General features: G+C 73.9%; 24 protein-coding genes. 12 read left to right on the top strand and 12 right to left on the bottom strand.

The annotated features are described in order from the left end of the window. Positions 1-46: 46 nt before the first annotated feature. Together CTKZ_RS04785 and CTKZ_RS04790 are read right to left on the bottom strand one after the other, a co-directional pair. A complete protein-coding gene (locus CTKZ_RS04785) occupies positions 47-664 on the bottom strand; it encodes an FMN reductase (RefSeq protein WP_124341899.1) in 618 nt (205 codons plus the stop codon). A 76-nt stretch (positions 665-740) separates the two neighbouring features. Next, a complete protein-coding gene (locus CTKZ_RS04790) occupies positions 741-1,919 on the bottom strand; it encodes an LLM class flavin-dependent oxidoreductase (RefSeq protein WP_124341880.1) in 1,179 nt (392 codons plus the stop codon). Positions 1,920-2,162: 243 nt separating this feature from the next. Here CTKZ_RS04790 and CTKZ_RS04795 point away from each other — a divergent pair, with 243 nt between their 5' ends. The 6 genes from CTKZ_RS04795 (at position 2,163) to CTKZ_RS04820 (ending at position 8,831) form a co-directional block, all read left to right on the top strand. Continuing rightward, positions 2,163-3,257, top strand: coding sequence for a response regulator (locus tag CTKZ_RS04795; RefSeq protein ID WP_124341881.1), 1,095 nt, complete (start codon positions 2,163-2,165; stop codon positions 3,255-3,257). Continuing rightward, a complete protein-coding gene (locus CTKZ_RS04800; RefSeq protein WP_124341882.1) occupies positions 3,254-4,264 on the top strand; it encodes an ATP-grasp domain-containing protein in 1,011 nt (336 codons plus the stop codon). Before CTKZ_RS04795 ends, CTKZ_RS04800 begins: the two co-directional genes overlap by 4 nt. Beyond that, the gene (locus CTKZ_RS04805) at positions 4,261-4,995 is read left to right on the top strand and encodes a PHP domain-containing protein (RefSeq protein WP_124341883.1); all 735 of its coding nucleotides are present in this window, start codon (positions 4,261-4,263) and stop codon (positions 4,993-4,995) included. Before CTKZ_RS04800 ends, CTKZ_RS04805 begins: the two co-directional genes overlap by 4 nt. 79 nt (positions 4,996-5,074) lie before the next feature. Beyond that, on the top strand, positions 5,075-5,470 hold the full coding sequence (locus CTKZ_RS04810; RefSeq protein WP_124341884.1) for a response regulator: 396 nt from the start codon (positions 5,075-5,077) through the stop codon (positions 5,468-5,470). After that, positions 5,467-7,248 carry a sensor histidine kinase gene (locus CTKZ_RS04815; RefSeq protein ID WP_124341885.1) on the top strand — a complete coding sequence of 594 codons (1,782 nt, stop codon included), beginning with the start codon at positions 5,467-5,469 and terminating at the stop codon, positions 7,246-7,248. Before CTKZ_RS04810 ends, CTKZ_RS04815 begins: the two co-directional genes overlap by 4 nt. A gap of 182 nt (positions 7,249-7,430) precedes the next feature. Continuing rightward, entirely contained in the window at positions 7,431-8,831 is a 1,401-nt protein-coding gene (locus tag CTKZ_RS04820; protein WP_124341886.1) for an FAD-binding oxidoreductase, read from the top strand. Here the strand turns inward: CTKZ_RS04820 and CTKZ_RS04825 are convergent, their stop codons facing one another. From CTKZ_RS04825 to CTKZ_RS04840, 4 genes are all read right to left on the bottom strand, one after another. Then, complete coding sequence (locus CTKZ_RS04825) at positions 8,832-9,272, bottom strand: hypothetical protein (RefSeq protein ID WP_124341887.1); 441 nt, start codon at positions 9,270-9,272, stop codon at positions 8,832-8,834. It lies immediately after the preceding gene. Next, positions 9,253-9,939: a signal peptidase I gene (locus CTKZ_RS04830; RefSeq protein WP_124341900.1), complete on the bottom strand. Its 687-nt coding sequence runs from the start codon at positions 9,937-9,939 to the stop codon at positions 9,253-9,255. The genes CTKZ_RS04825 and CTKZ_RS04830 overlap by 20 nt, the downstream gene beginning before the upstream one ends. A 59-nt stretch (positions 9,940-9,998) precedes the next feature. Further along, positions 9,999-10,697, bottom strand: coding sequence for a TasA family protein (locus CTKZ_RS04835; protein ID WP_124341888.1), 699 nt, complete (start codon positions 10,695-10,697; stop codon positions 9,999-10,001). 96 nt (positions 10,698-10,793) lie between these two features. Next, the gene (locus CTKZ_RS04840; RefSeq protein WP_235843340.1) at positions 10,794-12,899 is read right to left on the bottom strand and encodes a putative bifunctional diguanylate cyclase/phosphodiesterase; all 2,106 of its coding nucleotides are present in this window, start codon (positions 12,897-12,899) and stop codon (positions 10,794-10,796) included. A 226-nt stretch (positions 12,900-13,125) separates the two neighbouring features. On the opposite strand from CTKZ_RS04840, the gene msrB reads away from it, so the two are divergent. The 3 genes from msrB to CTKZ_RS04855 all read left to right on the top strand — a co-directional run bounded on the left by msrB (position 13,126) and on the right by CTKZ_RS04855 (position 14,981). Further along, positions 13,126-13,527, top strand: coding sequence for a peptide-methionine (R)-S-oxide reductase MsrB (gene msrB, locus CTKZ_RS04845; protein ID WP_124341889.1), 402 nt, complete (start codon positions 13,126-13,128; stop codon positions 13,525-13,527). Positions 13,528-13,638: 111 nt separating this feature from the next. Then, the gene (locus CTKZ_RS04850) at positions 13,639-14,433 is read left to right on the top strand and encodes an NERD domain-containing protein (RefSeq protein ID WP_124341890.1); all 795 of its coding nucleotides are present in this window, start codon (positions 13,639-13,641) and stop codon (positions 14,431-14,433) included. Between the two features lie 89 nt (positions 14,434-14,522). Next, entirely contained in the window at positions 14,523-14,981 is a 459-nt protein-coding gene (locus CTKZ_RS04855; RefSeq protein ID WP_225915912.1) for a MarR family winged helix-turn-helix transcriptional regulator, read from the top strand. 161 nt (positions 14,982-15,142) lie between these two features. On the opposite strand, the gene CTKZ_RS04860 is transcribed toward CTKZ_RS04855, so the two are convergent. The 3 genes from CTKZ_RS04860 to CTKZ_RS04870 form a co-directional block, all read right to left on the bottom strand. Further along, positions 15,143-16,699, bottom strand: coding sequence for an MFS transporter (locus CTKZ_RS04860; RefSeq protein ID WP_124341902.1), 1,557 nt, complete (start codon positions 16,697-16,699; stop codon positions 15,143-15,145). A gap of 251 nt (positions 16,700-16,950) precedes the next feature. After that, complete coding sequence (locus tag CTKZ_RS04865) at positions 16,951-17,439, bottom strand: MarR family winged helix-turn-helix transcriptional regulator (RefSeq protein ID WP_124341892.1); 489 nt, start codon at positions 17,437-17,439, stop codon at positions 16,951-16,953. A gap of 143 nt (positions 17,440-17,582) precedes the next feature. Then, a complete protein-coding gene (locus CTKZ_RS04870; RefSeq protein WP_124341893.1) occupies positions 17,583-19,070 on the bottom strand; it encodes a sugar porter family MFS transporter in 1,488 nt (495 codons plus the stop codon). Positions 19,071-19,322: 252 nt separating this feature from the next. Here CTKZ_RS04870 and CTKZ_RS04875 point away from each other — a divergent pair, with 252 nt between their 5' ends. From CTKZ_RS04875 to CTKZ_RS04885, 3 genes are all read left to right on the top strand, one after another. Further along, on the top strand, positions 19,323-19,922 hold the full coding sequence (locus CTKZ_RS04875; RefSeq protein WP_124341903.1) for a hypothetical protein: 600 nt from the start codon (positions 19,323-19,325) through the stop codon (positions 19,920-19,922). 410 nt (positions 19,923-20,332) lie between these two features. Beyond that, positions 20,333-20,953, top strand: coding sequence for a DUF47 domain-containing protein (locus tag CTKZ_RS04880; protein WP_124341894.1), 621 nt, complete (start codon positions 20,333-20,335; stop codon positions 20,951-20,953). Between the two features lie 6 nt (positions 20,954-20,959). After that, positions 20,960-21,967: an inorganic phosphate transporter gene (locus tag CTKZ_RS04885; protein ID WP_124341895.1), complete on the top strand. Its 1,008-nt coding sequence runs from the start codon at positions 20,960-20,962 to the stop codon at positions 21,965-21,967. Positions 21,968-22,024: 57 nt separating this feature from the next. Here the strand turns inward: CTKZ_RS04885 and CTKZ_RS04890 are convergent, their stop codons facing one another. From CTKZ_RS04890 to mshD, 3 genes are all read right to left on the bottom strand, one after another. Beyond that, a complete protein-coding gene (locus CTKZ_RS04890) occupies positions 22,025-22,999 on the bottom strand; it encodes an NUDIX hydrolase (protein WP_124341896.1) in 975 nt (324 codons plus the stop codon). After that, entirely contained in the window at positions 22,996-25,230 is a 2,235-nt protein-coding gene (locus tag CTKZ_RS04895; protein ID WP_124341897.1) for an RNA degradosome polyphosphate kinase, read from the bottom strand. The genes CTKZ_RS04890 and CTKZ_RS04895 overlap by 4 nt, the downstream gene beginning before the upstream one ends. Continuing rightward, positions 25,227-25,910 (bottom strand): mycothiol synthase (mshD, locus tag CTKZ_RS04900; RefSeq protein WP_124341898.1); only part of this gene is annotated, 684 nt, incomplete at its 5' end. The genes mshD and CTKZ_RS04895, both read right to left, overlap by 4 nt.

The following is a 25,910-nucleotide window of genomic DNA, read 5'->3' on the forward strand; positions in this document are numbered from 1 at the left end:
GCCCCCCCGCCGGGGGACGTCGGGCGGCCGCGGGGAGGGGCAGGCGTCAGCCGCCCAGGAGGTCCTCGAAGGACGGCACCGCGTCGTACAGGCCGACGGGCCGGGACGGCTCGCGGTCCGCGACCTCCTCGGCCAGCTGGCGGCCGGCCCGGCGGATGCGGTCGGGCAGCGGGTTGACCCGGTCGCTGCCCGCGTCGGCCCAGTCGTCGGTCGCGGCGAACACGCCGGTCGGCACGACGTCGGCCCGCAGGTAGGCGAACAGCGGCCGCAGCGCGTACTCGAGCGCGAGCGAGTGCCGCGCGGTGCCGCCGGTCGCGCCGAGCAGCACGGGCCGCCCGACGAGCGCGTCCTTGTCGAGCACGTCGACGAAGGACTTGAACAGGCCGGAGTACGACGCGGAGAACACGGGCGACACGGCGATGAGGCCGTCGGCCCGGTCGACCTTGTCGAGCGCCTCGCGCAGCGGCCCGGACGCGAACCCCGTGAGGGTCATGTTGACGATCTCGTGGGCGAGGTCCCGGAGCTCCACGGTCTCGACCTGCGCGGTGATGCCGCGCTGGGCGAGCTCGGCCACGGTCGCGTCGGCCAGCCGGTCGGCCAGCAGCCGCGTCGAGGAGGGCTGGGACAGCCCGGCCGAGACGACGACGATCGAGCGGTCGCTCATCGTGTCCTTCTTCCTGTACGTGTGCATGAGGTGCTGCGTGAGGTGGTGCGAGGGTGCTGCGAGGAGTCCAGCAGGCTCAACGCGCGACGGCGTCCGCTGCTTCCACGTCGTCCTCGGCGGTCCGGCCGGTCCAGCGGTCGGCGGCCGCGCCCGTGTGAGCGGCGGGCAGGGTGCCGGCGGCACGGGCGGCGGCGACGCGCTCGGCGTGCGACGGCGGGTTCGACGGCACGTGCGCGGGGCGGACGGCCTCGGCCTCGCGGCGCAGCACGGGCACGATCTCCTCGGCGAGGAGGTCGATCTGCTCGAGCACGGTCTTGAGCGGGAGGCCGGCGTGGTCGACGAGGAACATCTGCCGCTGGTAGTGCCCGACCTGCTCGAAGAACTTGCCGTACCGGTCGATGACCTGCTGCGGCGACCCGACGGTGAGGGGCGTCTGCTCGGTGAACTCCTCCATCGACGGCCCGTGGCCGTAGACGGGGGCGACGTCGAAGTAGGGGCGGAACTCGTCCCACGCCTTCTGCGAGTCCTTGCGGACGAAGACCTGCCCGCCGAGCCCGACGATCGCCTGGTCGGCCTGGCCGTGCCCGTGGTGCTCGAACCGCTGGCGGTAGAAGTTCACCATCTGCGCGGTGTGCTCCATGGGCCAGAAGATCGCGTTGTGCAGGAAGCCGTCGCCGTAGTAGGCGGCCTGCTCGGCGATCTCGGGGGAGCGGATCGACGCGTGCCACACGAACGGCGCGACGCCGTCGAGCGGGCGCGGGGTCGAGGTGAAGCCCTGCAGCGGGGTGCGGAACTTGCCGGACCAGTCGACGACGTCCTCGGTCCACAGCTTGCGCAGCAGCGCGTAGTTCTCGATCGCGAGCGGGATGCCCTGGCGGATGTCCTGGCCGAACCACGGGTAGACGGGGCCGGTGTTGCCGCGGCCGAGCATGAGGTCCATGCGGCCGTCGGAGATGACCTGGAGCATGGCGTACTCCTCGGCCAGCCGGACGGGGTCGTTGGTCGTGATGAGGGTCGTCGCGGTCGACAGCACGATGTTCGTGGTGCGGCCCGCGAGGTAGCCGAGCATCGTCGTGGGCGACGACGGCACGAACGGCGGGTTGTGGTGCTCGCCGGTCGCGAAGACGTCGAGGCCGGCGGCGTCCGCGTGCTCGGCGATCGTGAGCATGTTCCGCACGCGCTCGGTGTCGTCCGGCGTGTGGCCCGTGGTCGGGTCGGTGGTGACGTCCCCGACGCTGAAGATCCCGAACTGCATGGTGCGCCTCGTTCCTGCTGCCTCGATCCGGGGGCCCCGCCCTCCGGAGGTTCATGCGTTTGCATGTATCGACCCGCTCAACCCGCCGACGGTGGAACCTATTCCCAGGGTGCCGTGCCCGTGCGGCGGGCGACAACGGGAGGGTCGCGCCGCGCCGACGGGACGGCCCCGGAGGGCTTCCGCACGACTCCGCGGTTACGGTGGTGACCGGAAGGCAGTCAGGGGTGGGGAGGGCCGACCAGCGTGGCCGACGACCAGGTGAAGGTGCTCGTCGTCGAGGACGACGTCGACACCGCCCAATTCGTCCGGACTGTCCTGGAACGTCGCGGTGGCATGTCGGCCACCGTCGTGCACGACCCGATGTCGGCGCTCGCCGAGGTCGCGCAGCAGACGTTCGACGTCGTCCTGACGGACATCCAGATGCCCGGCATGAGCGGGCTCGAGCTGCTCGGCGAGCTGCGCTCACGCGCTCCCGGCGTGCCGGTCGCGGTCATGACCGCGTTCGCGAGCGTCGACTACGCCGTCGAGGCGCTGCGCCGTGACGCGGACGAGTTCCTCGTCAAGCCCGTCGGCGCCGCGATCCTCGTCGAGAAGGTGCGCGCGCTCGCGGCCGAGGGACGCAGCCGCCGCGACGCCGCCGGGCCGACCGAGACCGTGCTGGCCGTCGGCGCGCACCCCGACGACGTCGAGATCGGCGTCGGCGCGACGCTCGCGTCGCACCGGGCCGCGGGCGACACCGTCGTGGTCCTCACGCTGTCGGGCGGCGCGATCGGCGGCGAGATCAACGCACGGCGGCACGAGGCGCTCGCGGCGTCCGCCGTCATCGGCGCGCGGCTCTACCTGCACGACTTCGAGGACACCCGGCTCGACCCCGCGGGCGGGCTCATCACGACGATCGAGCAGATGATCGCCGAGGTGTCGCCGACGATCGTCTACACGCACTCGGTGCACGACCGGCACCAGGACCACCGCGCGGTGCACCAGGCCGTGCAGGTCGCCGCGCGGCGCGTCCCGTCGCTCGCGTGCTTCCAGAGCCCGTCGTCGACGGTCGACTTCCAGCCCGACACGTTCGTGCCCGTCGACGGGTTCGTCGAGACGAAGCTGCAGATGCTCGCGGCGTTCGAGTCGCAGGCGCACCGCGACTACATGGAGCCCGAGCTCGTGCGCGCGACCGCGCGGTACTGGTCGAGGTTCGGCACGGGCCGGTACGCCGAGCCGCTCGAGACGGTGCGGGTCGCGGCGATGATCTCCGGCTCCGGGCGCGGCGGCGGCATCGCTGCGGCCGCGGCGCACGAGCCCGCGCCGCTGGCGCACGACGACACGGGAGGCACGCGATGACCAGGGTCCTCGTCACGGGGGCGGGCGGCCCCGCGGGCGTCGCGGTGATCCGCTCGCTGCAGGCGCGCGACGACGTCGAGGTGTACGCCGCCGACATGGACCGGTGGGCCAGCGCGATCTACCTCGTCCCGCCGGACCGGCGCCGCCTCGTCCCGGCGGGTCGTGCACCCGAGTTCGTCGACGTCGTGCGCGCGATGTGCCGCGAGGACGGGATCGACGTGCTCTACCCGACCGTCGACGTCGAGCTGCCGCGGCTGGCCGCCGCGCGCGACGACCTCGCCGCCGACGGCACGCTGCTCGCGTCGCCCACGCTCGACACCATCGAGACGTGCCTCGACAAGCTCGCGCTCGCGCGGGCCTGCGCGCGCACCGTCCGCGTGCCGCGCACCGAGCTCGTCGGGACGCCCGAGGCCACGTCGGGCTGGGACTTCCCGGTCATCGTCAAGCCGCGGCGCGGCGCCGGGTCGCGCGGGGTCCGGACGGTGTTCACGGCCGCCGAGCTCGACGCCGTGCACGCCGAGGAGGACCTGCTGGTGCAGGAGATGCTGCCCGGCGACGAGTACTCGGTCGACGTCCTCGCCGGGCCCGACGGGCAGGTGATCGCCGCCGTCCCGCGCGCCCGCCTGCGCGTCGACTCGGGCGTCGCGGTCGCGGGGGTGACCGTGCGCGACGACGAGCTCGTCGCGACCGCGTCGGCCGTCGCGCGCGCTGTCGGGCTCACGAGCGTCGCGAACGTCCAGCTCAAGCGCGACGCCGACGGCACGCCCGCGCTGCTCGAGGTCAACCCGCGGTTCCCGGGCGCGATGCCGCTGACCATCGCCGCGGGCGTCGACATGCCGTCGCTCACGCTCGACGCCGTGCTCGGCCGGCCGGTCCCAGAGCGCGTCGACTTCGCCGAGATCGCCAACGTCCGCTACCTCGAGGACGTGTTCCTGCCGGTCGGCGAGGTGCTCCCCGCGCCCGGCGCCGCGCACGTGCCGACCGGCGCGGACGCCTCCGGCGCATGACCGGCGGCCCGTCGCTGCGCGGCGACCACCACGTGCACTCCGCGTTCTCCGACGACGCGGTGAGCACGCCCGCCGAGAACCTCGCCGCCGCCCGGGCCGCGGGGCTCGACACGGTGCGGATGGTCGACCACGTGCGCGTCTCGACCACGTACGTGCCCGACTTCCTCGCGGTCGTGCGCGGTCTGCCGGCCGTCGACGGCCTGCGCGTCCTCACGGGCGTCGAGGCGAAGATCCTCGACGCCGACGGCGGGATCGACGCACCGCCCGAGGTGCTCGCGGCGCTCGGCGGGCCCGACGGTGCCGACCGGGTGCTGCTCGCCGACCACCAGTACCCCGGGCCCGACGGGCCGTGGAGCCCGCGCGTCGTCGTCGAGCACCTCGCGTCCGGGGCGCTGACGCGCGAGGGCGCGGTCGAGACGCTCGTCAGCGCCACCGTCCGGGCCGTGCGACGCGCCGGCCGCGCGCAGCTCGCGCACCCGCTGTCCCTGCTGCCGAAGATCGGCCTCACCGAGGACGACGTCCCCGACGACCTGCTCGACGAGCTCGCCGCCGTCGCGGTCGCGACCGGCACGCCGGTCGAGGTCAACGAGAAGTGGCGCTGCCCCGGACCGCGCGTGCGGGCACGGTGGGCGGACGCGGGCGTCGCGCTCGTCGCGTCGACCGACGCGCACGTCGCGGACGACGTCGGCCGGTACGCGTGGCTGCGCGAGGCCGTCCGGGAGGGCGCGTGACCACCGGACGCGCGACGTGCCGGGCCGCGACGCGCCCGATGTGCTGCGGTGCGAGGCCGCGGACGGGCAGGCTGGACGCATGACCGACGACGACACGACCGTGCGACCCACCGAGCCGGGCGCGGGCACCCGCGTGCTGGTCGTCGACGACGAGCCCGACGAGCGCGCGCTGCTCGCGACCCACCTGCGCCGCGCGGGCTGCGAGGTGCTCGAGGCGCCGTCGGCGGAGGCCGCGCTCGCCGACGAGCGGCAGCTCGACGTCGACGTCGCGTTCGTCGACCTGCGCCTGCCCGGCATGGGCGGCTGGGAGCTCGTCGAGGAGCTGCACCGGCTCCGTCCCGGCCTGCCGGTCGTCGTCACCTCGGTGCTCGACGCGCACGACTACCCGGACGTCGAGGCGACGCTGCCGAAGCCGTTCGTCGGGGAGAGCGTGCGCGCGGCCCTCGAGCAGGCGCTGCCGGACAGGGCGCGATGACGTCCTCCTACCGCGCCGCGATCCCACCCGTGCCCGCGGGCGGCGGCTCGCGGTTCCTGACGAAGATCGCGTCGCGCCTGGGCGACGACGCGAACGTCGTCGAGCGCCAGCTGCCGTTCCTCGGCGTGTACCTCGTCGCGGTGCTGACGCTGTGGATCCCGTCGATCCCCGTGACCGTGCCGTGGGCCGTCTGGGTGTCGGCGGCGATCGCGGTGCTGCTCGCGGTCGTCGCGCGACTCGTGCACTGGCGCGACGAGCCCGAGTGGACGCAGGACCTGCTGCCGATCATGCAGATGGTCTGCGTCGCGTTCCTGCGCGCCGGCACGGGCGGCGTCGGCTCGATGTACACCGTGATGATCTTCCTGCCCGTGCTCGCGCTCGCCGCGCAGCGCGGGTGGCGCGGCCCGATCATCTCGACCATCGGGGTCAACCTCGTCATCCTGCTGCCGCCGCTGCTCGACCCGAACGCCGACTTCGGGACGCTCGTGCTGGTCCGTGGCCTGTTCGTGTCGCTCGTGGCGCTGGTCGTCGCCGTCACCGCGCACGAGGTGACCGAGCGGCTGCGCGCGCGCACCGAGGCCGTGTCCGTCATGCGCGACCGCGAGCAGGAGATGGTCGAGCGCATGCGCGCCGACGCGTTCGAGCTCGCCCGCGTGGCCGACGCCCGCCGCGCCGCGCGCGACGAGCTCGTCTCGATCATCGACTCCGCGACCGAGCAGGCGATCATCGCGACCGACGCGACCGGGATGATCCGCGTCTTCAACGCGGGTGCCGAGCGGCTGCTCGGGTTCGGTCAGGGCGAGGTCGTCGGCAAGAGGCGTATCACGGACCTGTACGCCGACGTCGTCGAGCCGACGGGCAACCAGCCGCGCGCGCCCGGCTCGGTCGCCGCGCGGCTGCTCGAGTCGATCGTGACGGCCGGGGACGACGGGCGCGCGTCGCGCGACGCCACGTACCGCCGCCGCGACGGGACCGACGTGACGGTCAAGCTCGCGGTGACCCGACGGCTCGACGTCGACGGCAGCATCGCCGGGTACGTCGTCGTCGCGACCGACGTCACGGCCGAGCGCGAGGCGTCGCGGCTCAAGGACGAGTTCGTCAGCCTGGTGAGCCACGAGCTGCGCACCCCGCTGACGTCCGTGCTCGGGTACCTCGAGCTGCTGCTCGACGGCACCGACGAGCTCACCGAGGAGCAGCGCAGCTACCTCACGGTGATCGAGCGCAACGCGCGCCGCCAGCTCCGTCTGGTCGGCGACCTGCTGCTGACGGCGCAGGTCGACGCGGGCACGTTCGCGATCTCGCCGCGCGGCATCGACCTCGCCGACGTCGTGACGGGCTCGGTCGCGTCCCTCGGCCCGGTCGCCGAGCAGGCGGGCGTGCGCCTCACGACGACCATCGCGCCCGCCCCGGTGACCGCCGACCCGGGCCGGCTCTCGCAGGTCGTCGACAACCTCGTCTCCAACGCCGTGAAGTTCACGCCCGCGGGCGGCGACGTGCACCTCGAGGTGGGGCCGACACCCGACGGCGGCGCGGCCCTGTCGGTGCGCGACACGGGCATCGGCATCGCGCCCGACGAGCTCAGCCGCCTGACGACCCGGTTCTTCCGCGCGACGTCCGCGACGCGCCGCGCGATCCCCGGCGTCGGGCTGGGGCTCGCGATCGCGCGGGCCGTGGTCGACGCGCACGGCGGGCTGCTCGACATCGAGAGCACGCTGGGCGAGGGGACGACGTTCGTCGTGACGCTCCCGGCGGCCCCGCCGCCCGACGCGCGCGCCTGAGCCGAGACCCGACCGCCTCCTCCGCCGGCCACGCGCGCCCTGCCTGCCCGGCCCGGCGAGCGCCGGTACCGGACGAACGAGATGTATCTGGACACCTGCCCGGGATTCCTTCTGCCCGTGCGCCCGACGCGGCGCCCTCGTGACAGCGCACGGAACCCCGTGCCGGACCCGAAGGATCACCCATGTCGTTCGTCAGCCCTGCCCTCGGACCGGACCCCCGCCCGACCGGCGCCGCCGCCGTCCGCGCGCTGCGCGACGCCGTCCCCGCCGTGCACCTGCCCGGCACCGACGGCTACGCGCGGCTCACCGCGACCTCGAACCTCACGCGCCGTGTGAGCCCGCTCGCCGTGGTCGAGGCCACGGGCGCGGCGGACGTGAGCGCCACGCTGCGCATCGCCGCCGCGTTCGGCGTCCAGGTCGGCGTGCAGAGCACCGGCCACGGCGCGACCGAGGAGATGCGCGACGCGCTCCTCGTGCACACCGCCGCGCTCGACGAGCTCACGGTCCACCCCGAGGAGCGCTGGGCGCGCGTCGGTGCGGGCGTCCGCTGGGAGCGGGTGCTCGAGGCGACCGCACCGCACGGGCTGGCAGCCCTCTGCGGGTCCTCGCCGGACGTCGGCGTCGTCGGTCTGCTCACGGGTGGCGGGCTCGGACCGGTCGCCCGCTCGCACGGCCTGTCGTCGGACACCGTGCGCGCGTTCGAGGTCGTCACGGGCGACGGCGTGCTGCGCCGCGTGACGCCCGACGAGCACCCGGACCTGTTCTGGGGCCTGCGCGGCGGCAAGGGCACCCTCGGCATCGTGACCGCGGTCGAGATCGACCTGATCGAGCTGCCCGAGCTGTACGCGGGCGGCCTGTGGTTCGCCGAGGCCGACGTCCCCGCGGTCCTGCGCACGTGGGGCCGGTGGTGCGAGCTGCTGCCCGAGGAGGGCACCACCTCCGCCGCGGTCATGCGGCTGCCCGACATGGACCCGTTCCCCGCACCGCTGCGCGGTCAGGTGACGCTGCACGTGCGCTTCGCCTGGACCGGCGACCCGGCGGTCGGTGAGGAGATGGTCCGGGCGATCCGCGCGGTCGCCGCACCCGTCCTCGACACCGTGGGCGTCATGCCGTACGCCGCGCTCGGCGCGATCCACGCCGACCCGGTCGAGCCGCTGCCGCTGCACGAGTCGCACCACCTGCTGCACGGCTTCGGCGTGGACGGTGCCGACCGGCTGCTCGAGCTCGTCGGTCCGGGCGTCGACTCGGCGCTCGCCGTGGTCGAGGTCCGGCAGCTCGGCGGCCGCGTCCGCGAGGGCGAGCCGTGCGCCTACGCGCACCGCGACGCCGCGTACAGCGTCTTCGCGGTCGGCCTCATGATCCCCGAGGTCGCGCAGGTCGTGACGCGGGACGCCGCGCGCGTCGCGGACGGGCTGGGCCCGTGGGTCGCCGAGGGCGGCCTGCCGAACTTCACCGACGCGGCCGGCACGGCGTGGGCGGACCGGGTGTTCACCCCGCTCGTCGCGCGCCGCCTGCGCACGCTGGCCCGTACGTACGACCCCGCGGGCGTGCTCCTCGCGGCTCGCGGCGTGCGCGCCGCCTGATCAGTCGCGGGCGTCCCCGCGCGTCGACCACGGACCGGACGGCGCGCGCGGGCCGTCCGCACCGTCGGCGGGGCCGCCCGGACGGCCGGCGTCGGGGGACAGCCGGGGAGTGCGGCCCGGGACCGTGCGGGAGGCCGCGGTCGGTCCGTCGGTGCCGGCGCCGGCCTGCTGCACGGGGTCGGTCGAGGTCCCCGCCGACGGGTCGGTCGTCGGGTCCGTCGTCGGCGTCGGGGTGGGCGTGGTCGTCGGGCCCACCTGGTAGCGGATCTCGACCGTCGCGTGGTCGGTGAACTGCGCCTGCGTCGACCCGACGAAGGGTGCGACCAGCGCAGCCGCCGCGAACGCGAGCACCACGGCCAGGCGCACCCACGACCCGCGGTCCGCCGCGAGGAACGGGTGCCGGCCGGCCGGCACGGTCGCCTCAGTCGAGGAGGAGGTCATCGAACCTCCTCGCGTCGGCCTGGGCGCTCGCGGCGGCGGCCCGGCGCTCGCGTCGGCCGTCGGTGACGGCCAGGAGCTCGAGCGTCGCGAGCGACAGCAGCGGCGGCACGAGCATCACGGCGCGACCGGTCGCGGACGTCGACCACTGCAGCACCCAGCCCCATCCGCGGTGCACGTCGAGCACGACGCCGCGCACGCGCGTGATGGGGATCGCGTTCGGGTCCGCCTCGGCGTTCGCGTCGCCCTTGGTGAACACGTACGGCTTGGTGACGGGCGCGCCGTCGGCGCCGATCTTCGGGACGCGCTCACCCGTCTCCGGGTCGTCGACGAGCTCGGGCAGGTGCCGCAGCGCGACGATCCGGTGCGTGACGAGCTGCTGCGACCCGACGGGCCAGAACGAGACGACCTGGCCGACCTTGAGGTCCGACTCGCGCGTGATCGCCTGCAGGACCACGGCGTCGCCGGCCTCGAACTTCGGCGCCATCGACCCGGACGTGACGATGAGCAGCCGCTCGTCGTTGACCTGGTACCAGAGCGGCACCAGCAGCGACGCGGCGTACGCGGCCCCGCACACCGCGACGACGGTCCAGAGCGCGGCGGACAGCACGCGGCGCCAGACCGGGCGCGGGGCGCGCGGGGTCCGGGTGCGTGCGGGCACGCTCGGCATCCGTCGGTCGACGGCGGGCGCACCGGGGGTGCGCCTGCGGAGCCTCATCGCACGGGACCTCAGGAGGAGGACGTGCCGTTGTTCGCGACCTGCTCGGCCTGCATGCGCAGGGAGAGCGCGAGCGCCGTGTCCTGGTAGCTGTTGTCGGCGCCGATCGGCAGGTGGACGCGCACGCACAGCGTCTCGTCCGTGCCCGCGCCGAGGTCGCGGTCGTCGGTGTCCGGGCCGGTCGCGGCGCTGCCGACGATCGCCGTGAAGTCGGTCGCGAGCGGGGTGGCCGCGCCGTCGACGGCGCCGAGCTGTGCGGCACTCGCGACGCCGGCCGCGTCGCACTGCCCGGTCTCGAAGATCGCGAGCTGCACGACGTTCCCGAGCGACTGCGGCGTGGCGCCGTCGGCCAGCGTCGGCGCGGGGGCGGGGCCGGTCGCGAGCGTCTCGGCGCGGTACTCGATCGCGTACCGCAGCTGCAGCGAGCCGTCGTTGCTGACGGTCACGGGCGTGTAGACGGTGTCGCCGGGCGCCATGCCGCCGGGCGGCAGCGCGAACGACGTCGCGCCGACCGCGAGGTCCACGGTGCCGGTCGAGATCTCGGCGCTCGTCGAGTCGGTGTCGCTGAACAGCGCCGACGTCGTGAGCGACGTCGCACCGACGACCGCGAGCCCGACGATGCCGACCGTGGTCCACATCCGGCGACGTCGCGGCCTGTCCCGCTGCGGCGGGGCGGGGTCGATCATCTCCTGGAGCAGGTCGTCCATCATCGGGGGCACTCCTCGGGCATCGTGCGCAGGCAGGTACGGGCCGGACGAATCACCATCGGCAAACGGGTGGCGCGGGTTGAGGCATCCGGGTGAGATTCACTCGTTCGAGTGACGAGTGGTCTGCGCCGTCCGGGGGCGTCGCCGCCCGCCCGGACGTGAACCCGCAGGTCGCGTGGACTCGTCGGCCCCGCGACGCGGTGTGGGGACGAGCGTGCCGAACGTGAGGTCGGCCGGCGGGACCGCGCGCGAGTAGAGGAAGCCCTGGGCCTGGTCGACGCCGAGCCGCGCGAGGATCTCGGCGGTGTGCTCGTCCTCGACCCCCTCCGCGACGACGCGCAGCCCGAACGAGTGCGCGAGGTCGACCATCGCGCGGACGACGACCTCCGAGCCCTCGCGGCCCCCCGCCTGGAGGTCCGCGACGAACAGCCGGTCGATCTTCAGCTCGTCGACCGGGAGGTCGCGCAGCTGCGAGATCGACGTGTTGCCGATGCCGAAGTCGTCGATCGCGACCCGCACCCCGAGCTCGCCGAGGCGCTCGAGCACCGGCACGACGCGCGACCGGTCGGCCACGAGCGCGGTCTCGGTGATCTCGACCTCGAGCAGCTCGGCGGGCACCGCGTGCTCGTCGAGCAGCCGCTCGATGAGGTCGACCACGTCGGTCGACGCGACGTCGTGCGCGGACAGGTTGACCGCGACCGGCGTGCTCCGGCCGTCCTGCGACCACTGCGCGAGCTGCCGGACGCACGCCGTGAGCGCGTACCGGGTGACGTCGTGGATCAGGCCCGACTGCTCGGCGAGCGGGATGAACGCCGCGGGTGCCAGCAGGCCGCGCGTCTCGTGCCGCCAGCGCATGAGCGCCTCGAGCCCGACGGTGCGGCCCGTCGTGAGGTCGACCTTCGGCTGGTAGTGCATCTCGAGCTCGTGCGAGTCGGGGCTCGCCGCGTCGAGCGCACGGTGCAGGTCGCCCAGCAGGACCAGGCGCGCGGGGGAGGAGTCGTCCTCGTCGAGCGAGTAGACGGCGACGCCCGTGCGGCGGTGCTTCGCGGCGTACATCGCGACGTCCGCCGTCCGCATGAGGGACGACGCGTCGCTCGCGTGCTCCGGCAGGCACGCCACGCCGACCGACGTCTCGACGTGCAGCGCGAGGTCGCCGAGCGGGAACGGCGTCGCGAACAGCCCGCGCACGCGCCGCGCGAGCCGCTCGGCGTTCTCCACCGAGCGCACGTCGGGCAGCAGGACCGCGAACTCGTCGCCGCCCAGCCGTGCGACGACGTCGTTCCCGCGCAGCGCGCCGCGCAGCCGTTCCGCGACCTGCTCGAGCAGCTCGTCGCCCCGGTCGTGGCCGAGGGAGTCGTTGATGTCCTTGAAGTGGTCGATGTCGAGCATCATCAGCCCGACGCGCGTCCCGTCCTGCTGCGCCTCGGCGATCGTGCGGCGCATGCGGTCCGCGAGCATGCGCCGGTTCGGCAGGCCCGTGAGCGAGTCGAGCAGCGCGAGCCGGGCGTTCTCCAGCGCCGTCGCCTGCAGGCGGCGCGACGTCGTGAGCACCGTGCGGAACAGCAGCACCCACAGCAGCACGAGCCCGACGCCGACCACGATGCCGACCGTGCGCACCGCGTCGCCCACCGCGTCGGCCGAGCCGGTGTGGTCGAGCATGACCTCCGCGGCCCCGACGACCTCGCCCGCGTCCGTCGCCTGCCCGTCCGCGGTGAGCGTGTCGCCCGCGGTGACCGGCACGTACACGTCGAGCACGTCGGTCTGCGTGCCGCTCGCCTCGCCCTCGTCGCCGCGCACGTCGGTCACGACCTTCGCGTCCGGCTCGCCGGTGCGCATCGTCGCGTCGAGCCGGTCACCGTCGGGGAAGCCGCTCGTCGTGCGGTCGGCGGTCGAGAAGATGAGGGTCCCGTCCTGCGCCCACAGCCGGACCTCGACGACGCTGTCCGCGAACCCGGCGACGGCCGCGCGCACCGCGGCGTCCTGCTCGGGGGTGAGCGCGGTGGCCATGACGAACGAGTCGGTCGGCACCTGACCGGTCGCGTACGACTGCACCGACTCCGCGGACGCCATCCCGTCGCGCGTGGACTGCCGCTCCATGACGTTCGCCGACACGACGACGAGCGCGAGCCCGAGGACCGTCATGGCGACGACGCTCACGACCGCGAAGTAGCGCGTCAGCGACCACGGTCGACGGGTACGGGGCACGCGGACCTCACGGGCGGGAAGGACGACCGGGGGCGAGTCGGTCGGGTTCGGCGGCTTTCGGTCAGCGCGGGAGGAGCGTGCGCTACGGGGCACCGTAGACCGAAGTGCCGAGGAACTGCGAGACGCGCTGGTCAGCGACCCGTCCGGCGCGTCGGGAACCGGTGGCGCCCCTGCCGTGTTGCACCGGTCGGGCGCCGCACCGCGCGGTTCCCACGAGGAGGACGAGATGGGCTACGAGGTCGAGAAGACCGACGAGCAGTGGGCCGCCGAGCTGGCGCCGCAGGAGTTCGCGGTGCTGCGCCGGGCGGGCACCGAGCGCGCCTGGACGGGCGAGCTGCTCGACGAGAAGCGGGTCGGCGTGTACCGCTGTCGCGCGTGCGGCAACGAGCTGTTCCGGTCCGAGACGAAGTTCGACTCGCACTGCGGTTGGCCGAGCTTCTTCTCGCCGCTCGCCGAGGACCGCGTCGAGCTGCTCGTCGACCGCAGCCTCGGCATGGTGCGGACCGAGGTCCGCTGCGCGCGCTGCGGGTCGCACCTGGGGCACGTCTTCGACGACGCGCCGCAGACCCCGACGGGTGACCGCTACTGCATGAACTCGGTGAGCCTGACGTTCGAGCAGAGCGCCTGACCGCCAGGCACGAAGCCCCCGTCGCGGGACGATCGGGGATCACCCCGACGGGGGCCGTCCGGATGGTCGACAGACCTGAAGTCCGGGCCCGTTCCTGCCGATAATGCTGACGTGGACGAGCTGCTGACGGTGAGACGGTGGCGCCGCTACGGCGCCGACCGTCTTTTCGTCACGCAGGAGACCGGCGCACCCGTCGGGTCCGTGGACCTCCAGTCCGGCGAGGTCGTCGTCGAGCACCCCGCGCTGGAGGACGGCGTCCGCATGGCCGCGCAGGCGTGGCTGCGCGCGGACCTGCGCACCGACACCGGCGCGCTCGTGCTGCCCGTGCCGGCCAGCGCGACCGACGCGCTCGACGCGCTCGACCAGGCCGCGCTCGAGGCGTGGCTCGGCACCGTCTCCGCCGACGCCCCGTCGCTGCCGGCGTACCGCGGCGAGCGCGGCAGCTCCGTGCGCACGCGCCTGTCCCGGCTCGTCGACGAGGGCTGGCAGGTGCTGCACGACGTGCCCGTGGGCCGGCAGGGGTCGGTGCTCCAGAACCTGCTGGTCGGGCCGGGCGGCATCCTCGCGGTCTCGGAGCGCGACCTCACCGGCTCGGAGGTGGTCGTCGAGGGCCGGTTCATGACCGTCGACGGCGAGCCCGTGCCGTACCTGCGTGACGCCCGGCTCGAGGCGTCGCGCGTCCAGACCGCGCTGCTCGCGGCCGCGTGCGCGGGCGTCGTCGTCCGCGCGGTGCTCGTCGTGCAGGGACGCGTGGAGGTGCGCTCGCCGGGCGGCACGGACGACGTGCTCGTCGTCCCGCGGACCGAGGTGCCGGGCATCTTCCGCCGCATGGCCCCGCGGCTCGGGGCCGACCGTGCCGCCGCGATCGCGACCATCGCGGGACGACGCACGACCTGGTCGCGCTGACCCGTCTGGGTGCCAGCACCTAGTTCGTCCGGCGTGTCGGGCAGCTGTCCAACGATTTCGCCCGCCCGGGTACCCCTGGTGGGGCGAGGATGGGGGACGTGGTCGAGGAGAACTTCGCGAGGCTCGAGCGAGAGCTCGGTCTGCTGCTGCGCCGGGCGCACGCGTCGTCGGCGGCGCTCGCGCGCGACGTGCACCCCGACCTGGAGCCGTCGGCGTACGTGCTGCTCGGGCACATCGAGGCGACGCCCGGTGTCCGGGCCAGCGACCTCGCGACGTACATCGGCGTCGGCCGCGGCACGATCTCCCGCCAGCTCGCGCGGCTCGGCGCCATCGGCCTGGTCTCGCGCCGTCCCGACCCCGAGGACTTCCGCGGCCAGCTGCTCGACCTCACCGACGAGGGGCAGCGCCGCCTGTCGGCCGCGCGTGCGGCCCGGCGCGAGTTCCTGCTGCGCGCGCTCGACGGCTGGAGCGCGGAAGAGGTCGACGCGCTCGCCGAGCAGCTCGACCGGCTGAACTCGGCGCTCGCGGCGATCCGCCAGCACGACTGACCTCTCGCACGCGCCGACCGCCTGGACGCGCCGACGGCCCGCGCCGCGCTGACCGCCCGGTCGCGCTGACCTCCCGCACGCGCTGACCTGCCGCACGCACAGACGCCACGCGCCGCCCCCGGGCTTCCCGGGAGGCGGCGCGTGGCGTCGGTGCGCTGAGGTCAGGCGACCGTGGCGGGCGCCTTCTCGTCGACGTCGGCGTCCTGCTCGAGCCGCTGCTCGATGCCGGACTTGCGGCCGAGCGGCACCTCCTTGAGGAACAGGACCGCGACGAGCGAGATCAGGGCGACGGGCGCGGCGACGAGGAACAGGTCCGCGATCGCGTCGCCGAAGGCCCGCTCGACGACGACCCGCACGGGCTCGGGCAGCGTGGCCAGGTTGGGCAGCGTGCTGGTGCCGCCGGCGCCGAGCGCCGACGCGTCGATCCCGATGCCCTTCAGGCCGGAGACGATGAGGTCGCCCACCCGGTTGGCCAGGACGGCGCCGAGCGCGGACACGCCGATCGCGCCGCCGAGCGTCCGGAAGAACGCGACCGTCGAGGTGCCGGAGCCGACCTCGCGGACGTCGAGCGTGTTCTGCACGGCGAGGACGAGGTTCTGCATGAGCATGCCCACGCCGGTGCCGAGGATCACCATGTAGAGCGCGACGAGCGTGAAGCTCGTGTCGTAGTGGATCGTGCCCATGAGCACGAGGCCCGCGGTGAGGACGGTCGCGCCGGCGACCATGAAGCCCTTGTACCGGCCGGTGCGGCTGATGATCTGGCCCGACAGCGTCGAGGCGACGAACACGCCGACGACCATGGGGATCGTGAGCAGGCCGGACTCGGTCGGCGTCTTGCCGCGTGCGAGCTGCATGTACTGGCTGAGGAACACCGAGGTGCCGAACAGCGCGATGCCGACCGCGACGGACGCGATGACCGACAGGACCAGCGTGCGGTTCTTGAACAGGTGCAGCGGGATGATCGGCTCGGCGGCGCGGGACTCGGCCCACACGGCGAGCGCGAGCAGCGCGATCGAGCCGCCGACCATCGCGGCGGTCTGCCAGGACGCCCAGTCGAACGAGTCGCCGGCGAAGGTGACCCACAGGAGCAGCAGCGCGATGCCCGCGGACAGCAGGGCCGCGCCGAGGTAGTCGATCTTCACCTGGCGGCGCTTGAGCGGGGGCAGGTGCAGCGTGCGCTGCAGCACGATGATCGCGGCGACCGCGAACGGCAGGCCGACGAAGAAGTTCCAGCGCCAGCCCGGGCCGTCGGTGATGAGGCCGCCGAGCAGCGGGCCGCCGACCATGCCGATGCCCATGACGCCGCCCATGAGGCCCATGTACCGGCCGCGCTCGCGCGGGCTGATGATGTCGGCGATGAGGACCGTGCCGAGCGCGGTCAGACCGCCGGCGCCGATGCCCTGCAGGGCGCGCATGCCGATGAGCATGCCGGTGGTGTGCGAGAGGCCCGCGAGCGCGGACGACACGACGGAGATGACGAGCGCGAGCTGGATGAGCAGCTTGCGGTCGACGAGGTCGGCGAGCTTGCCCCAGATCGGGGTCGTGATCGTGGTGGTGAGCAGGGTCGCGGTGACGACCCACGTGAACGCGGACTGCTCGCCCTCGAGGTCGGAGATGATCCGCGGCAGCGAGGAGGACACGACGCTCGTCGCGAGGATCGAGACGAACATGCCGAGGAGGATCCCGGACAGCGACTCGAGCACCTCGCGGTGCGTCATGCGGGGGGCGTCGGCGGAGTCGGGTGCGGCGGTGGGGTCGAGGGGGAGGCCCGCGGCGTCGGCCGAGGTCTCGACGAGGCGTGTGGCCTCGTCCTCGGCGGGCGCCACGGGCGCGGAGGGTGCGGTGCGGTCGGTCATGGTCTCGCTCTCGTCGAGTTCGGGTCGTGCGGTGGTGGACCCGGCGTCGTCGGCAGGTCGGTGGGTGGTGCGGGTCGTGGCCGGTCCGCGACGTGGGGGTCGCGGCGGGCCCGTCACCCGGTCGTGGCGAGCGCGGGTGCCTGCTCGCGCAGGCGGGCGGCGTCGATCGTGGCGGCGATGCGGTGCAGGACGGCGGCCGCGTCGTCGATGTCGTCGGGCGCCCAGTCGCCGAAGACGGCCTGCATGGCGCCGTCGCGGACGTCGAGCATGCGGGCGGCGAGGGCCTCGCCGTCGGCGGTGAGCCGCAGGGTGCGGGCGCGGCGGTCGTCGGGGTCGACGGTCCGCTCGACCCAGCCCTCGTCGACGAGGTGGCTCACCTGGCGGCTCGCGACCGAGACGTCGACGCGCATGGCGTGCGCGATCTCGCCGACGCCGAGCGCGCCGCGACGGGCGAGCAGGCGGATGAGCGGGACCTCGCCGCGCGAGCAGGGGAACTGCTTCGACATGACGTGGGACGCCTCGCGCAGCGACCGGGTGAGCTCCTCCATGGCGCGCAGCAGGAGACGCGTGGGCGTCTCGGGTGCGTCGGTGGTGCCGGTCATGGGGTGCTCCTTGGTTGCGTGACGCAAAGACTGTAGGGCACAGCATTTGCGCGAGGCAACTTATTCCGCGTCACACCGCCCCGGGCACGACGAAGGCCCCCAGCGCGCGGTGCGCCAGGGGCCTCCGGGACGTGCGGGTCGCGTCAGCGGGTCGTGCTGGCCGTCCCGCGCGCCCGCCGCTCGACCTTGACGGACTCCATGTCCTCGAGCTGCACGCCCTTCGTCTCCGGCACCTTGAACAGCGTGAAGAAGAACGACAGCGTCGCGAAGATCGCGTACATCAGGTAGGGGATGGACGCGCCGAACCGGTCCAGCATCGGCGGGAACGAGATCGTGATGAGGAAGTTCGCGATCCACTGCGCCATCGCGGCCACGCCGAGCGCGGCGGCACGGATCCGGTTCGGGAACATCTCGCCGAGGAGCACCCAGACCAGCGGACCCCACGTCGCTCCGAAGAACACGACGAACGCGTTGGCCGCGACCAGCGCGATCGTGCCCCACGATCCCGTCAGCGTCAGGTCGTCGCCCGTCCCGGTCGACTGCGTGAAGGCGATCGCCATGACCGCGAGCGACACCGCCATGCCGGCCGAGCCGATGAGCAGGAGCGGGCGGCGACCGATCTTGTCGATGAGCGCGATGGCGATGAACGTCACCGCGACGTTCGTGATCGACGTGATCGTCGAGACCATGAACGAGTCGGACTCGTCGAACCCGACGGCCTGCCACAGCGTCGTCGAGTAGTAGAAGATCACGTTGATGCCGACGAACTGCTGGAACACCGACAGCAGGATGCCGACCCAGACCACGGGCAGGAGCCCGAACCGCGGGCCGCGCAGCGTCGCCTGCTCCTCGAGCTTCTTGTCCGCCTCGATCGTGTGCTCGATCTCGCGCACGCGGGCCGCGGCGTCCTCGTCGGGGCCCAGGACGTCCGACAGGATCTTCTGCGCCTCGTCGCGCCGGCCGCGCGCGACCAGGTAGCGCGGCGACTCGGGGATCATCAGCGCGAGGACGCCGTAGACGGTCGCGGGGACCACGGCGACCAGGAACATCCACCGCCACGCCTCGAGCCCGAACCACAGCTCCTCCGACGCACCGCCCGCGGACGTCGCCAGCAGCTGGTCGGACAGCAGGGCGGCGAAGATGCCGAGCGTGATCGCGAGCTGCTGGAGCGAGCCGAGCCGGCCGCGCATCGCCGCCGGCGCGATCTCCGCGATGTACGCGGGGGCGATGACCGACGCGATGCCGATGCCGACGCCCGCCATGAACCGCCACAGGATCAGGTCCCAGACGCCGAACGCGATCGCCGACAGGATCGACGACACGAAGAACAGGACCGCACCGACGAACATCACCCTGGTGCGGCCCCAGTGGTCGGCCAGCTTGCCGCCGGACCAGGCGCCGAGCGCGCAGCCGAGCAGCGCGACGGCGACGGCGAACCCCTGCAGGGCGGACCCGAGGTCGAACTGCTCCCCGATCGCGTCGACCGCACCGTTGATGACGGAGCTGTCGAACCCGAAGAGGAAGCCACCGACGGCCGCCGCGACGGCGAGCGCGATGGCCTTGTTGTGGTGCGGGTGGCGCACCTCGGATCCTCCTGCCGCCCCCTGCGGCGGCCGTGTCGCGTCGGACATCGTGTGGCACCTCCGTCACTCGTCGGGGCCGTCCCGAGGAGTGAGAACCACTGTGGCCCCACCTGCACGGACACGCATGTCGAGCCCTGGTGCCTGCCCCGGACGGGCGACGGGCGGCGCGCGCGACGTCCGCCACGACGAGGCAAGATCGTCCGACGGGTGAGCGCCGACCCCGCGGCCCGCCCGTGGAGGAGGTGCGCGATGACCGGTCCGACCAGCGGCGACGAGCCCCGTCGACCGCGCCGCCCCGCGATGCTCGACCCGCAGCAGGCGGACGCGATCCCCGGCGACCTGTCGCCCGCGCTGCGCGACGAGGTCGCGCACACCACGGCGCAGGCGCTCGTGCGGCGCGGGCGCGCGCAGCCCGACCCCGACGTGGTCGCGCGGCTCGTCGCGCTCGTCGAGCACGAGGGTCTCGACGTCGTCGCGGGCCTGTGGGCCGACAGCCAGCCCGACACGCTGCCCGGTGCGCTGTGGCGGCTGTACGTGCTGCGCGAGTGGGTCCGGCGCGACCCCGTGACGATCGCCGACCGCTACCGCGCGGGCGTCGCCGCGGCCCCCGTGCACGGTGTCGTCGCGGGCGTCGCGGACACCCCGGGCCCCGAGGACGTCCGGGCCGTCGCCGACGCCGTGCTGTCGGGCGTGTACGCGGGCGACCTCGCCGTCGCGCTCGAGCGCGCGGCCGCCTTCTGCCAGGTCCTCGCGACGGGCGCCGCGTTCGACGCCGACCACCTCGACCTCGTCGACCCGCGGGGGGCGCTGCGCATGACGCGCGGGGCCGCGTCCCTGGTCCGCACCGCGGAGGAGCTCACGCACGCCGCGGCGCTGTGGCGTGCGGAGCGCCTCGACTGAGGGCTGCCCGCCGGTGCGCCCGGTACGTCCGGTCTCGCCGGACGGGTGTCGTGAGGTTCCGCACAGCACACGGCGGGCGACGACGACGTAGCATGGACGAGGCGCCGGGCCGCGGTAGCCCCGGGCTCCATCTCAAGCCGCTTCGAGCGGCCACGCGCCGAGAGGCGCTCCCGGTCCGGCGCCGCCCCTCCCCTCACCTGCGCGGACGCGCGTGACGGCTGTGGGCGCGACCCCGTCGCGACGTCACCCGCGTGGCGTCCGGCGCGTCGCCACCCGGACGGGCGCACCGCGTTCCCCGCACGGTCGTCGGGCTGTCACCATGTGTCCACGAGCCCGTCGGCCGCCGTTAGGCATCCGGGCCGGGTTGACCTAGCCTGAACCACGTCCGTCCCCCCGTCCCGGAGAATCCCGTGCGCCTGCGCCTCACCCCGCGCGACACCACGTACTTCGACCTCTTCGCCGACTCGGCGAAGCACCTCGTGACGGGGGCCAACCTCCTCGGCGAGATGCTCGGGGCGGACCGTGCCACCCGCAAGGAGATCGGCAAGCGGATCGCCGACGCCGAGCACGCGGCCGACGACGCGACGCACACGATCATGCGGCGCCTCAACCAGACCTTCGTCACGCCGTTCGACCGCGACGACATCTACATGCTCGCGTCGCACCTCGACGACTGCATGGACCTCATGGACGAGGCCGCGGACCTCATCGTGCTCTACAAGATCGACGAGCTGCCCGCGCGGGTCTCCGACCAGGTGCAGGTGCTCCAGCGCGCCGCCGAGCTCACGGCCGACGCCATGCCGCGGCTGCGCTCCATGGACTCGCTCTCGGAGTACTGGGTCGAGGTCAACCGCCTCGAGAACCAGGCCGACAAGTCGCACCGCAAGCTCGTCGCCCAGATGTTCGACGAGGTGACCGACCCGGTGATGATCATCAAGCTCAAGGAGATCATCGACACGCTCGAGGACGCTGCCGACGCGTTCGAGAAGGTGGCCAACGCGGTCGAGACGATCGCGCTCAAGGAGTCCTGAGCCCACGTGGACGTCCTGCTCGTCGTCGTCGTCGTCGCGTTCGCCCTCGGCTTCGACTACACCAACGGCTTCCACGACGCGGCCAACGCGATCGCGACCTCGGTCTCGACGCGGGCGCTGACGCCGCGGGTCGCACTGCTCATGGCGGCGTTCTTCAACCTCGTCGGCGCGCTGCTCGGCACGCACGTCGCGACGACGATCGCCGAGGACATCATCAGCATCGGCGACGTCGGCCCGCACGAGGGCCTCGTCATCGTGCTGTCGGGCCTGATCGGCGCGATCACGTGGAACCTCATCACGTGGTGGCTCGGGCTGCCGTCCTCGTCGACGCACGCGCTCATCGGCGGGCTCACGGGCGTCGGCATCGCGTCCGGGGTCACCGTCCACTGGGACGCCATCTGGGACAAGGTCGTCCTGCCGATGGTGTTCTCGCCGCTCATCGGCTTCCTGCTCGCGTTCGGCCTCATGGTCGGCGTGCTGTGGCTCGTGCGGAACCGCCCGCCCGCGCGGACCATGCGCCGCTTCCGGCTCGCGCAGACCGCGTCGGCGGCCGCGATGGCCCTCGGGCACGGCCTCCAGGACGCGCAGAAGACGATGGGCGTCATCGTCCTCGCGCTCATCGCGGGCGGGTTCCACGACCCCGACAACATGACGATCCCGCTCTGGGTCAAGCTCTCCGCGGCGGCCGCGATCTCGGCCGGCACGTACGCGGGCGGGTGGCGCATCATGCGCACGCTGGGCCGCAAGATCATCGAGCTCGACCCGGCGCGCGGCTTCGTCGCGGAGTCCGTGGCCGCCGTGGTGCTCTACGCCAACGCGTACTGGCTGCACGCGCCGGTCTCGACGACCCACACCATCACCTCGGCGATCATGGGCGTCGGCGCGACCAAGCGGCTGTCGGCCGTGCGGTGGGGCGTCGCGAAGAACATCGGTGCCGCGTGGGTCCTCACGATCCCCGCGGCCGCGATCGTCGCCGCGCTCATCTACCTGGTGCTCAACCCGATCCTCACCTGACGGGCCGCGCGGCTGCCGCGCCGCGCGCCGGACGGGTCCGTGCGCGGCCCCGACGGCTCAGGCGCCCGGGCCGTGCACCTCGACCGCGACGACCCGCGGACCCTTCGGGCGGTGCGCGACGTGCGCGACCAGCATCTGCCCCGGCAGCAGGTACGGGTCCTCCGCGGGCACCTGGGCGGCGACGGCCTTGCGCGCCCGTGCCGCGAGCGCCCCGAACGCCGTCCCCAGCACCGGCCGGTGCGTGCAGACCACACCGTCGCCGGGCCAGTGCAGCAGCGCGTCGACGTGACCCGTGACCAGACCCGGCGCCTCGTCGTGCGCGTCCTCCGACCACGCCTCGACCTTCTGCTCGGGCATGCCGACCGCTCGCGCGTAGGGGCGGACCGTCTCGACGCAGCGCCGCCACGGGCTCGTCACGACGTGCGCGACGCCGAACGCCGACAGCAGCGGGACCAGCGCGTCGGCCTGCCGCGTGCCGTCCGACGTCAGCGGGCGTTCGGCGTCGGGGCCTTTCCACGCGCTGCGCTTGCGGGCCGACCCGTGCCGCGCGACCACGAGCGCGTGCGTGTCGAGCCGCCCCTTGCGGTACGCGGCGACGAGCGCGTCGAGCGGCTCGCGGTCGGCGGCGCGCGTCAGGCGGCGCGCGGCCGTGCCGACGTCCATCCACCGCACGCGGTCGATCTCCGAGCGGGACGCGCGCGGCACCGGCGGGCGCGCCCGCAGCGCGACGGCGTCGCGGCGGCCCGCGACCTGTGCAGCCCAGTAGTGCACGCGCTTGGTGCGGCCGTCGGACAGGCGGTACTCCAGGCCGGGCAGCGGGATGCCGAGCACGACGTCGTGACCCGTCTCCTCGGCGACCTCGCGGATCGCCGCGACGACGGGCGTCTCGCCCGGGTCGAGCTTGCCCTTCGGCCACGACCAGTCGCGGTAGCGCGGACGGTGCACGAGCGCGACCTGCAGGCGACGCAGGCGCACGCGCCACACGAGAGCGCCGGCCGCCTCGACGACGACCGGTGCGGCGGTGCTGCTCACCGGCTGGCGCCGGGGCGGCGCCGCTGCCGCTGGATCAGGGCGGCCTGCAGGTCGACGAGCGGGTTGCCCTCGTCGTCGACGTGCCGGCGGTGCCAGTCGCCCGCGCCGTCGAGGTGCCAGGTCGACGTCGCGTCGTCCATGGACTCGTCGACGAGGTCGACGAGCTCGCCGACCTGGTCGGGGTCGGCGACGCGCACGAGCGCCTCGACGCGCCGGTCGAGGTTGCGGTGCATGAGGTCCGCAGACCCGATGAAGACCTCGGGCCCGTCGAGCGCACCGTCCTCGCCGCCCGTCGCGTTCGCGAACGCGAAGATCCGCGAGTGCTCGAGGAACCGGCCGAGGATCGAGCGGACCCGCACGTTCTCCGACAGGCCCGGCACGCCGGGCCGCAGCGCGCAGATCCCGCGGACGACGAGGTCGACCTGCACGCCCGCCTGGGAGGCGCGGTACAGCGCGTCGATCGTGGCCTCGTCGACCATCGAGTTGACCTTGATCTTGATCCACGCGGGCTCGCCCGCCCGGGCGGCCGCGGCCTCGCGCTCGATGCGCTCGATCAGGCCCACGCGCACCGAGCGCGGCGCGACGAGCAGCCGGTGGAACCGCGACTTCGGCGCGTACCCCGACAGCTGGTTGAACAGGCGCGTGAGGTCCTGCCCGACCTCCGGGTCGGACGTGAGCAGGCCGACGTCGGTGTAGAGGCGGGCCGTCTTCGGGTGGTAGTTGCCCGTCCCGACGTGGCTGTACCGGCGCAGGCCGTCCGCCTCCTGGCGCACCACGAGCGACAGCTTGCAGTGCGTCTTGAGCCCGACGATGCCGTACACGACGTGCACGCCCGCCTGCTCGAGCTTGCGCGCCCACGAGATGTTGTTCTGCTCGTCGAACCGCGCCTTGATCTCGACCAGCGCGAGCACCTGCTTGCCCGCCTGCGCCGCGTCGATCAGCGCGTCGACGATGGGGGAGTCGCCCGACGTCCGGTAGAGCGTCTGCTTGATGGCGAGCACCGCGGGGTCCGCGGCGGCCTGCTCGAGGAACGTCTGCACCGACGTCGAGAACGAGTCGTACGGGTGGTGCAGCAGGATGTCGCGCTCACGGATCTTCGCGAACACCTCGGCGGGGGTCGCGCTCTCCACCTCGGCGAGCTGGCGGTGCGTCGTCGGCACGAACCGCGGGAACTGCAGCTCCGCCCGGTCGAGGTCGGCGATGACGTTGAGCCCGGTGCAGTCGAGCGGCGCGGGGAGCTCGTACACCTCGTCGTCGGCCATCCGCAGCTCGCGCACGAGCAGCTGGCGGATGCGCGGGCTGATGCCCTCGGCGATCTCGAGGCGGACCGGCGGGCCGAACCGGCGGCGCAGGAGCTCCTTCTCCATGGCCTTGAGCAGGTTCTCGGCGTCGTCCTCCTCGACCTCGACGTCCTCGTTGCGGGTCACGCGGAACGTGTGGTGCTCGCGCACCTCCATGCCGGGGAACAGGTGCTCGAGGTGCTCGGAGATGACGTCCTCGACCGGGACGAACGACATCGGGCCCTTCTCGGGCGCGGCGGCGCCCGCGTCGGGCGCCGACGGGCGGCCGCTCGCGTCGACCGCGATGAACCGCGGCAGCAGCGGCGGCACCTTGACGCGCGCGAAGTGCTCCTTGCCCGTCACCGGGTTCGCGACGACGACCGCGAGGTTGAGCGACAGCCCCGAGATGTACGGGAACGGGTGCGCCGGGTCGACCGCGAGCGGCGTCAGCACGGGGAAGATCTGGCGCCGGAAGAACTTGCGGAGCCGGTCCTGCTCGGCGTCGCCCAGGTCGTCCCAGCGGACCAGCGTGATGCCCTCGCCCGCGAGCGCCGGCTGCACCTGCTCCGCGAACACGCGGGCGTGCCGGTGCTGCAGCTCGTGCGCCTTCTCGCTGATGGCCTCGAGCACCTGGCGGGGCGACAGGCCCGACGCCGCCGTGACCGCGATGCCCGTCGCGATGCGCCGCTTGAGGCCCGCGACCCGCACCATGAAGAACTCGTCGAGGTTCGACGCGAAGATCGCCAGGAACCGCACGCGCTCCAGCAGCGGCAGGTCCGGGTCCTCCGCGAGCTCGAGCACCCGCTGGTTGAACGCGAGCCACGACAGCTCGCGGTCCAGGAACCGGTCGTCGGGGAGCGGTTCGGGCTCGACCTCGGGCAGCTCCTCCTGCGGTGCCACGTGCGAGGCGAGGTGCTCCTCGAGGGAGTCGAGCGCGGGGGCGTCGGTCATGACCCCATCGTGGCACCCGCGGGTGAACCCTCGGTATCGGAAGCGAGCATCACGTCGGTCGCGGCCCGCACGAACCCCTGCCGGTCGTACGTCCGGACGGCCGCCGTGTTGTCCGCGTCGACGTAGAGGACGACCGTCGCGAGGCCCCGCGACGCCAGGTGGTCGAGCCCGGCCGACGTGAGCGCCGCGCCCAGGCCCGTGCCCTGCGCGTCCGGGTCGACGCCCACGACGTAGATCTCGCCGACCGGCTCGTCCGCCTCCGTGCCAGCCGGGTGCACCTTGGTCCAGACCGACCCGACCAGCACGCCGTCCCGCTCGGCGAGCAGGAACCCGGCGGGGTCGAACCAGGGCTCGCGCTCGCGGGCCCGCACGTCGGCGACCGTGAGCCGGCCCTGCTCGGGGTGGTGCGCGAACGCGCGGGCGTTGACGCGGCGCCACGCCTCCTCGTCCTGGCCGGGGACGAACGTGCGCAGCGTCGTCCCGGCGGGCATCGGGCGGCGGGTCGCGTCGGTGCGGTCCGCGAGGTGGAGGCGCAGCTTGCGGAGCTCGCGCACGACGACCAGGCCCGTGGCGGCGGCGAACGCGCGCGCAGGCGGGAGGTCGCCGTGCGCCCAGACCTTGAGCGCGGCGTCGGCGCCGGTGTGCGTGCCGGCGGCGTGCGCGCGGGCGGCGTCGAGCAG

Source organism: Cellulomonas algicola (assembly GCF_003851725.1).
Classification (GTDB): Bacteria; Actinomycetota; Actinomycetes; order Actinomycetales; family Cellulomonadaceae; genus Cellulomonas; species Cellulomonas algicola.

What these genes read in the sequence shown, in the direction of transcription:
- CTKZ_RS04875 (WP_124341903.1), top strand. Translation starts at nt 19,323, where the DNA reads ATGCTCGACCCGCAGCAGGCGGACGCGATCCCCGGCGACCTGTCGCCC.
- CTKZ_RS04865 (WP_124341892.1), bottom strand. Translation starts at nt 17,439, where the DNA reads ATGACCGGCACCACCGACGCACCCGAGACGCCCACGCGTCTCCTGCTG.
- CTKZ_RS04815 (WP_124341885.1), top strand. Translation starts at nt 5,467, where the DNA reads ATGACGTCCTCCTACCGCGCCGCGATCCCACCCGTGCCCGCGGGCGGC.
- CTKZ_RS04830 (WP_124341900.1), bottom strand. Translation starts at nt 9,939, where the DNA reads ATGCCGAGCGTGCCCGCACGCACCCGGACCCCGCGCGCCCCGCGCCCG.
- CTKZ_RS04895 (WP_124341897.1), bottom strand. Translation starts at nt 25,230, where the DNA reads ATGACCGACGCCCCCGCGCTCGACTCCCTCGAGGAGCACCTCGCCTCG.
- CTKZ_RS04860 (WP_124341902.1), bottom strand. Translation starts at nt 16,699, where the DNA reads ATGACGCACCGCGAGGTGCTCGAGTCGCTGTCCGGGATCCTCCTCGGC.
- CTKZ_RS04785 (WP_124341899.1), bottom strand. Translation starts at nt 664, where the DNA reads ATGAGCGACCGCTCGATCGTCGTCGTCTCGGCCGGGCTGTCCCAGCCC.
- CTKZ_RS04855 (WP_225915912.1), top strand. Translation starts at nt 14,523, where the DNA reads ATGGGGGACGTGGTCGAGGAGAACTTCGCGAGGCTCGAGCGAGAGCTC.
- CTKZ_RS04790 (WP_124341880.1), bottom strand. Translation starts at nt 1,919, where the DNA reads ATGCAGTTCGGGATCTTCAGCGTCGGGGACGTCACCACCGACCCGACC.
- CTKZ_RS04820 (WP_124341886.1), top strand. Translation starts at nt 7,431, where the DNA reads ATGTCGTTCGTCAGCCCTGCCCTCGGACCGGACCCCCGCCCGACCGGC.
- CTKZ_RS04805 (WP_124341883.1), top strand. Translation starts at nt 4,261, where the DNA reads ATGACCGGCGGCCCGTCGCTGCGCGGCGACCACCACGTGCACTCCGCG.
- CTKZ_RS04870 (WP_124341893.1), bottom strand. Translation starts at nt 19,070, where the DNA reads ATGTCCGACGCGACACGGCCGCCGCAGGGGGCGGCAGGAGGATCCGAG.
- CTKZ_RS04810 (WP_124341884.1), top strand. Translation starts at nt 5,075, where the DNA reads ATGACCGACGACGACACGACCGTGCGACCCACCGAGCCGGGCGCGGGC.
- CTKZ_RS04800 (WP_124341882.1), top strand. Translation starts at nt 3,254, where the DNA reads ATGACCAGGGTCCTCGTCACGGGGGCGGGCGGCCCCGCGGGCGTCGCG.
- CTKZ_RS04825 (WP_124341887.1), bottom strand. Translation starts at nt 9,272, where the DNA reads ATGACCTCCTCCTCGACTGAGGCGACCGTGCCGGCCGGCCGGCACCCG.
- CTKZ_RS04835 (WP_124341888.1), bottom strand. Translation starts at nt 10,697, where the DNA reads ATGATGGACGACCTGCTCCAGGAGATGATCGACCCCGCCCCGCCGCAG.
- msrB (WP_124341889.1), top strand. Translation starts at nt 13,126, where the DNA reads ATGGGCTACGAGGTCGAGAAGACCGACGAGCAGTGGGCCGCCGAGCTG.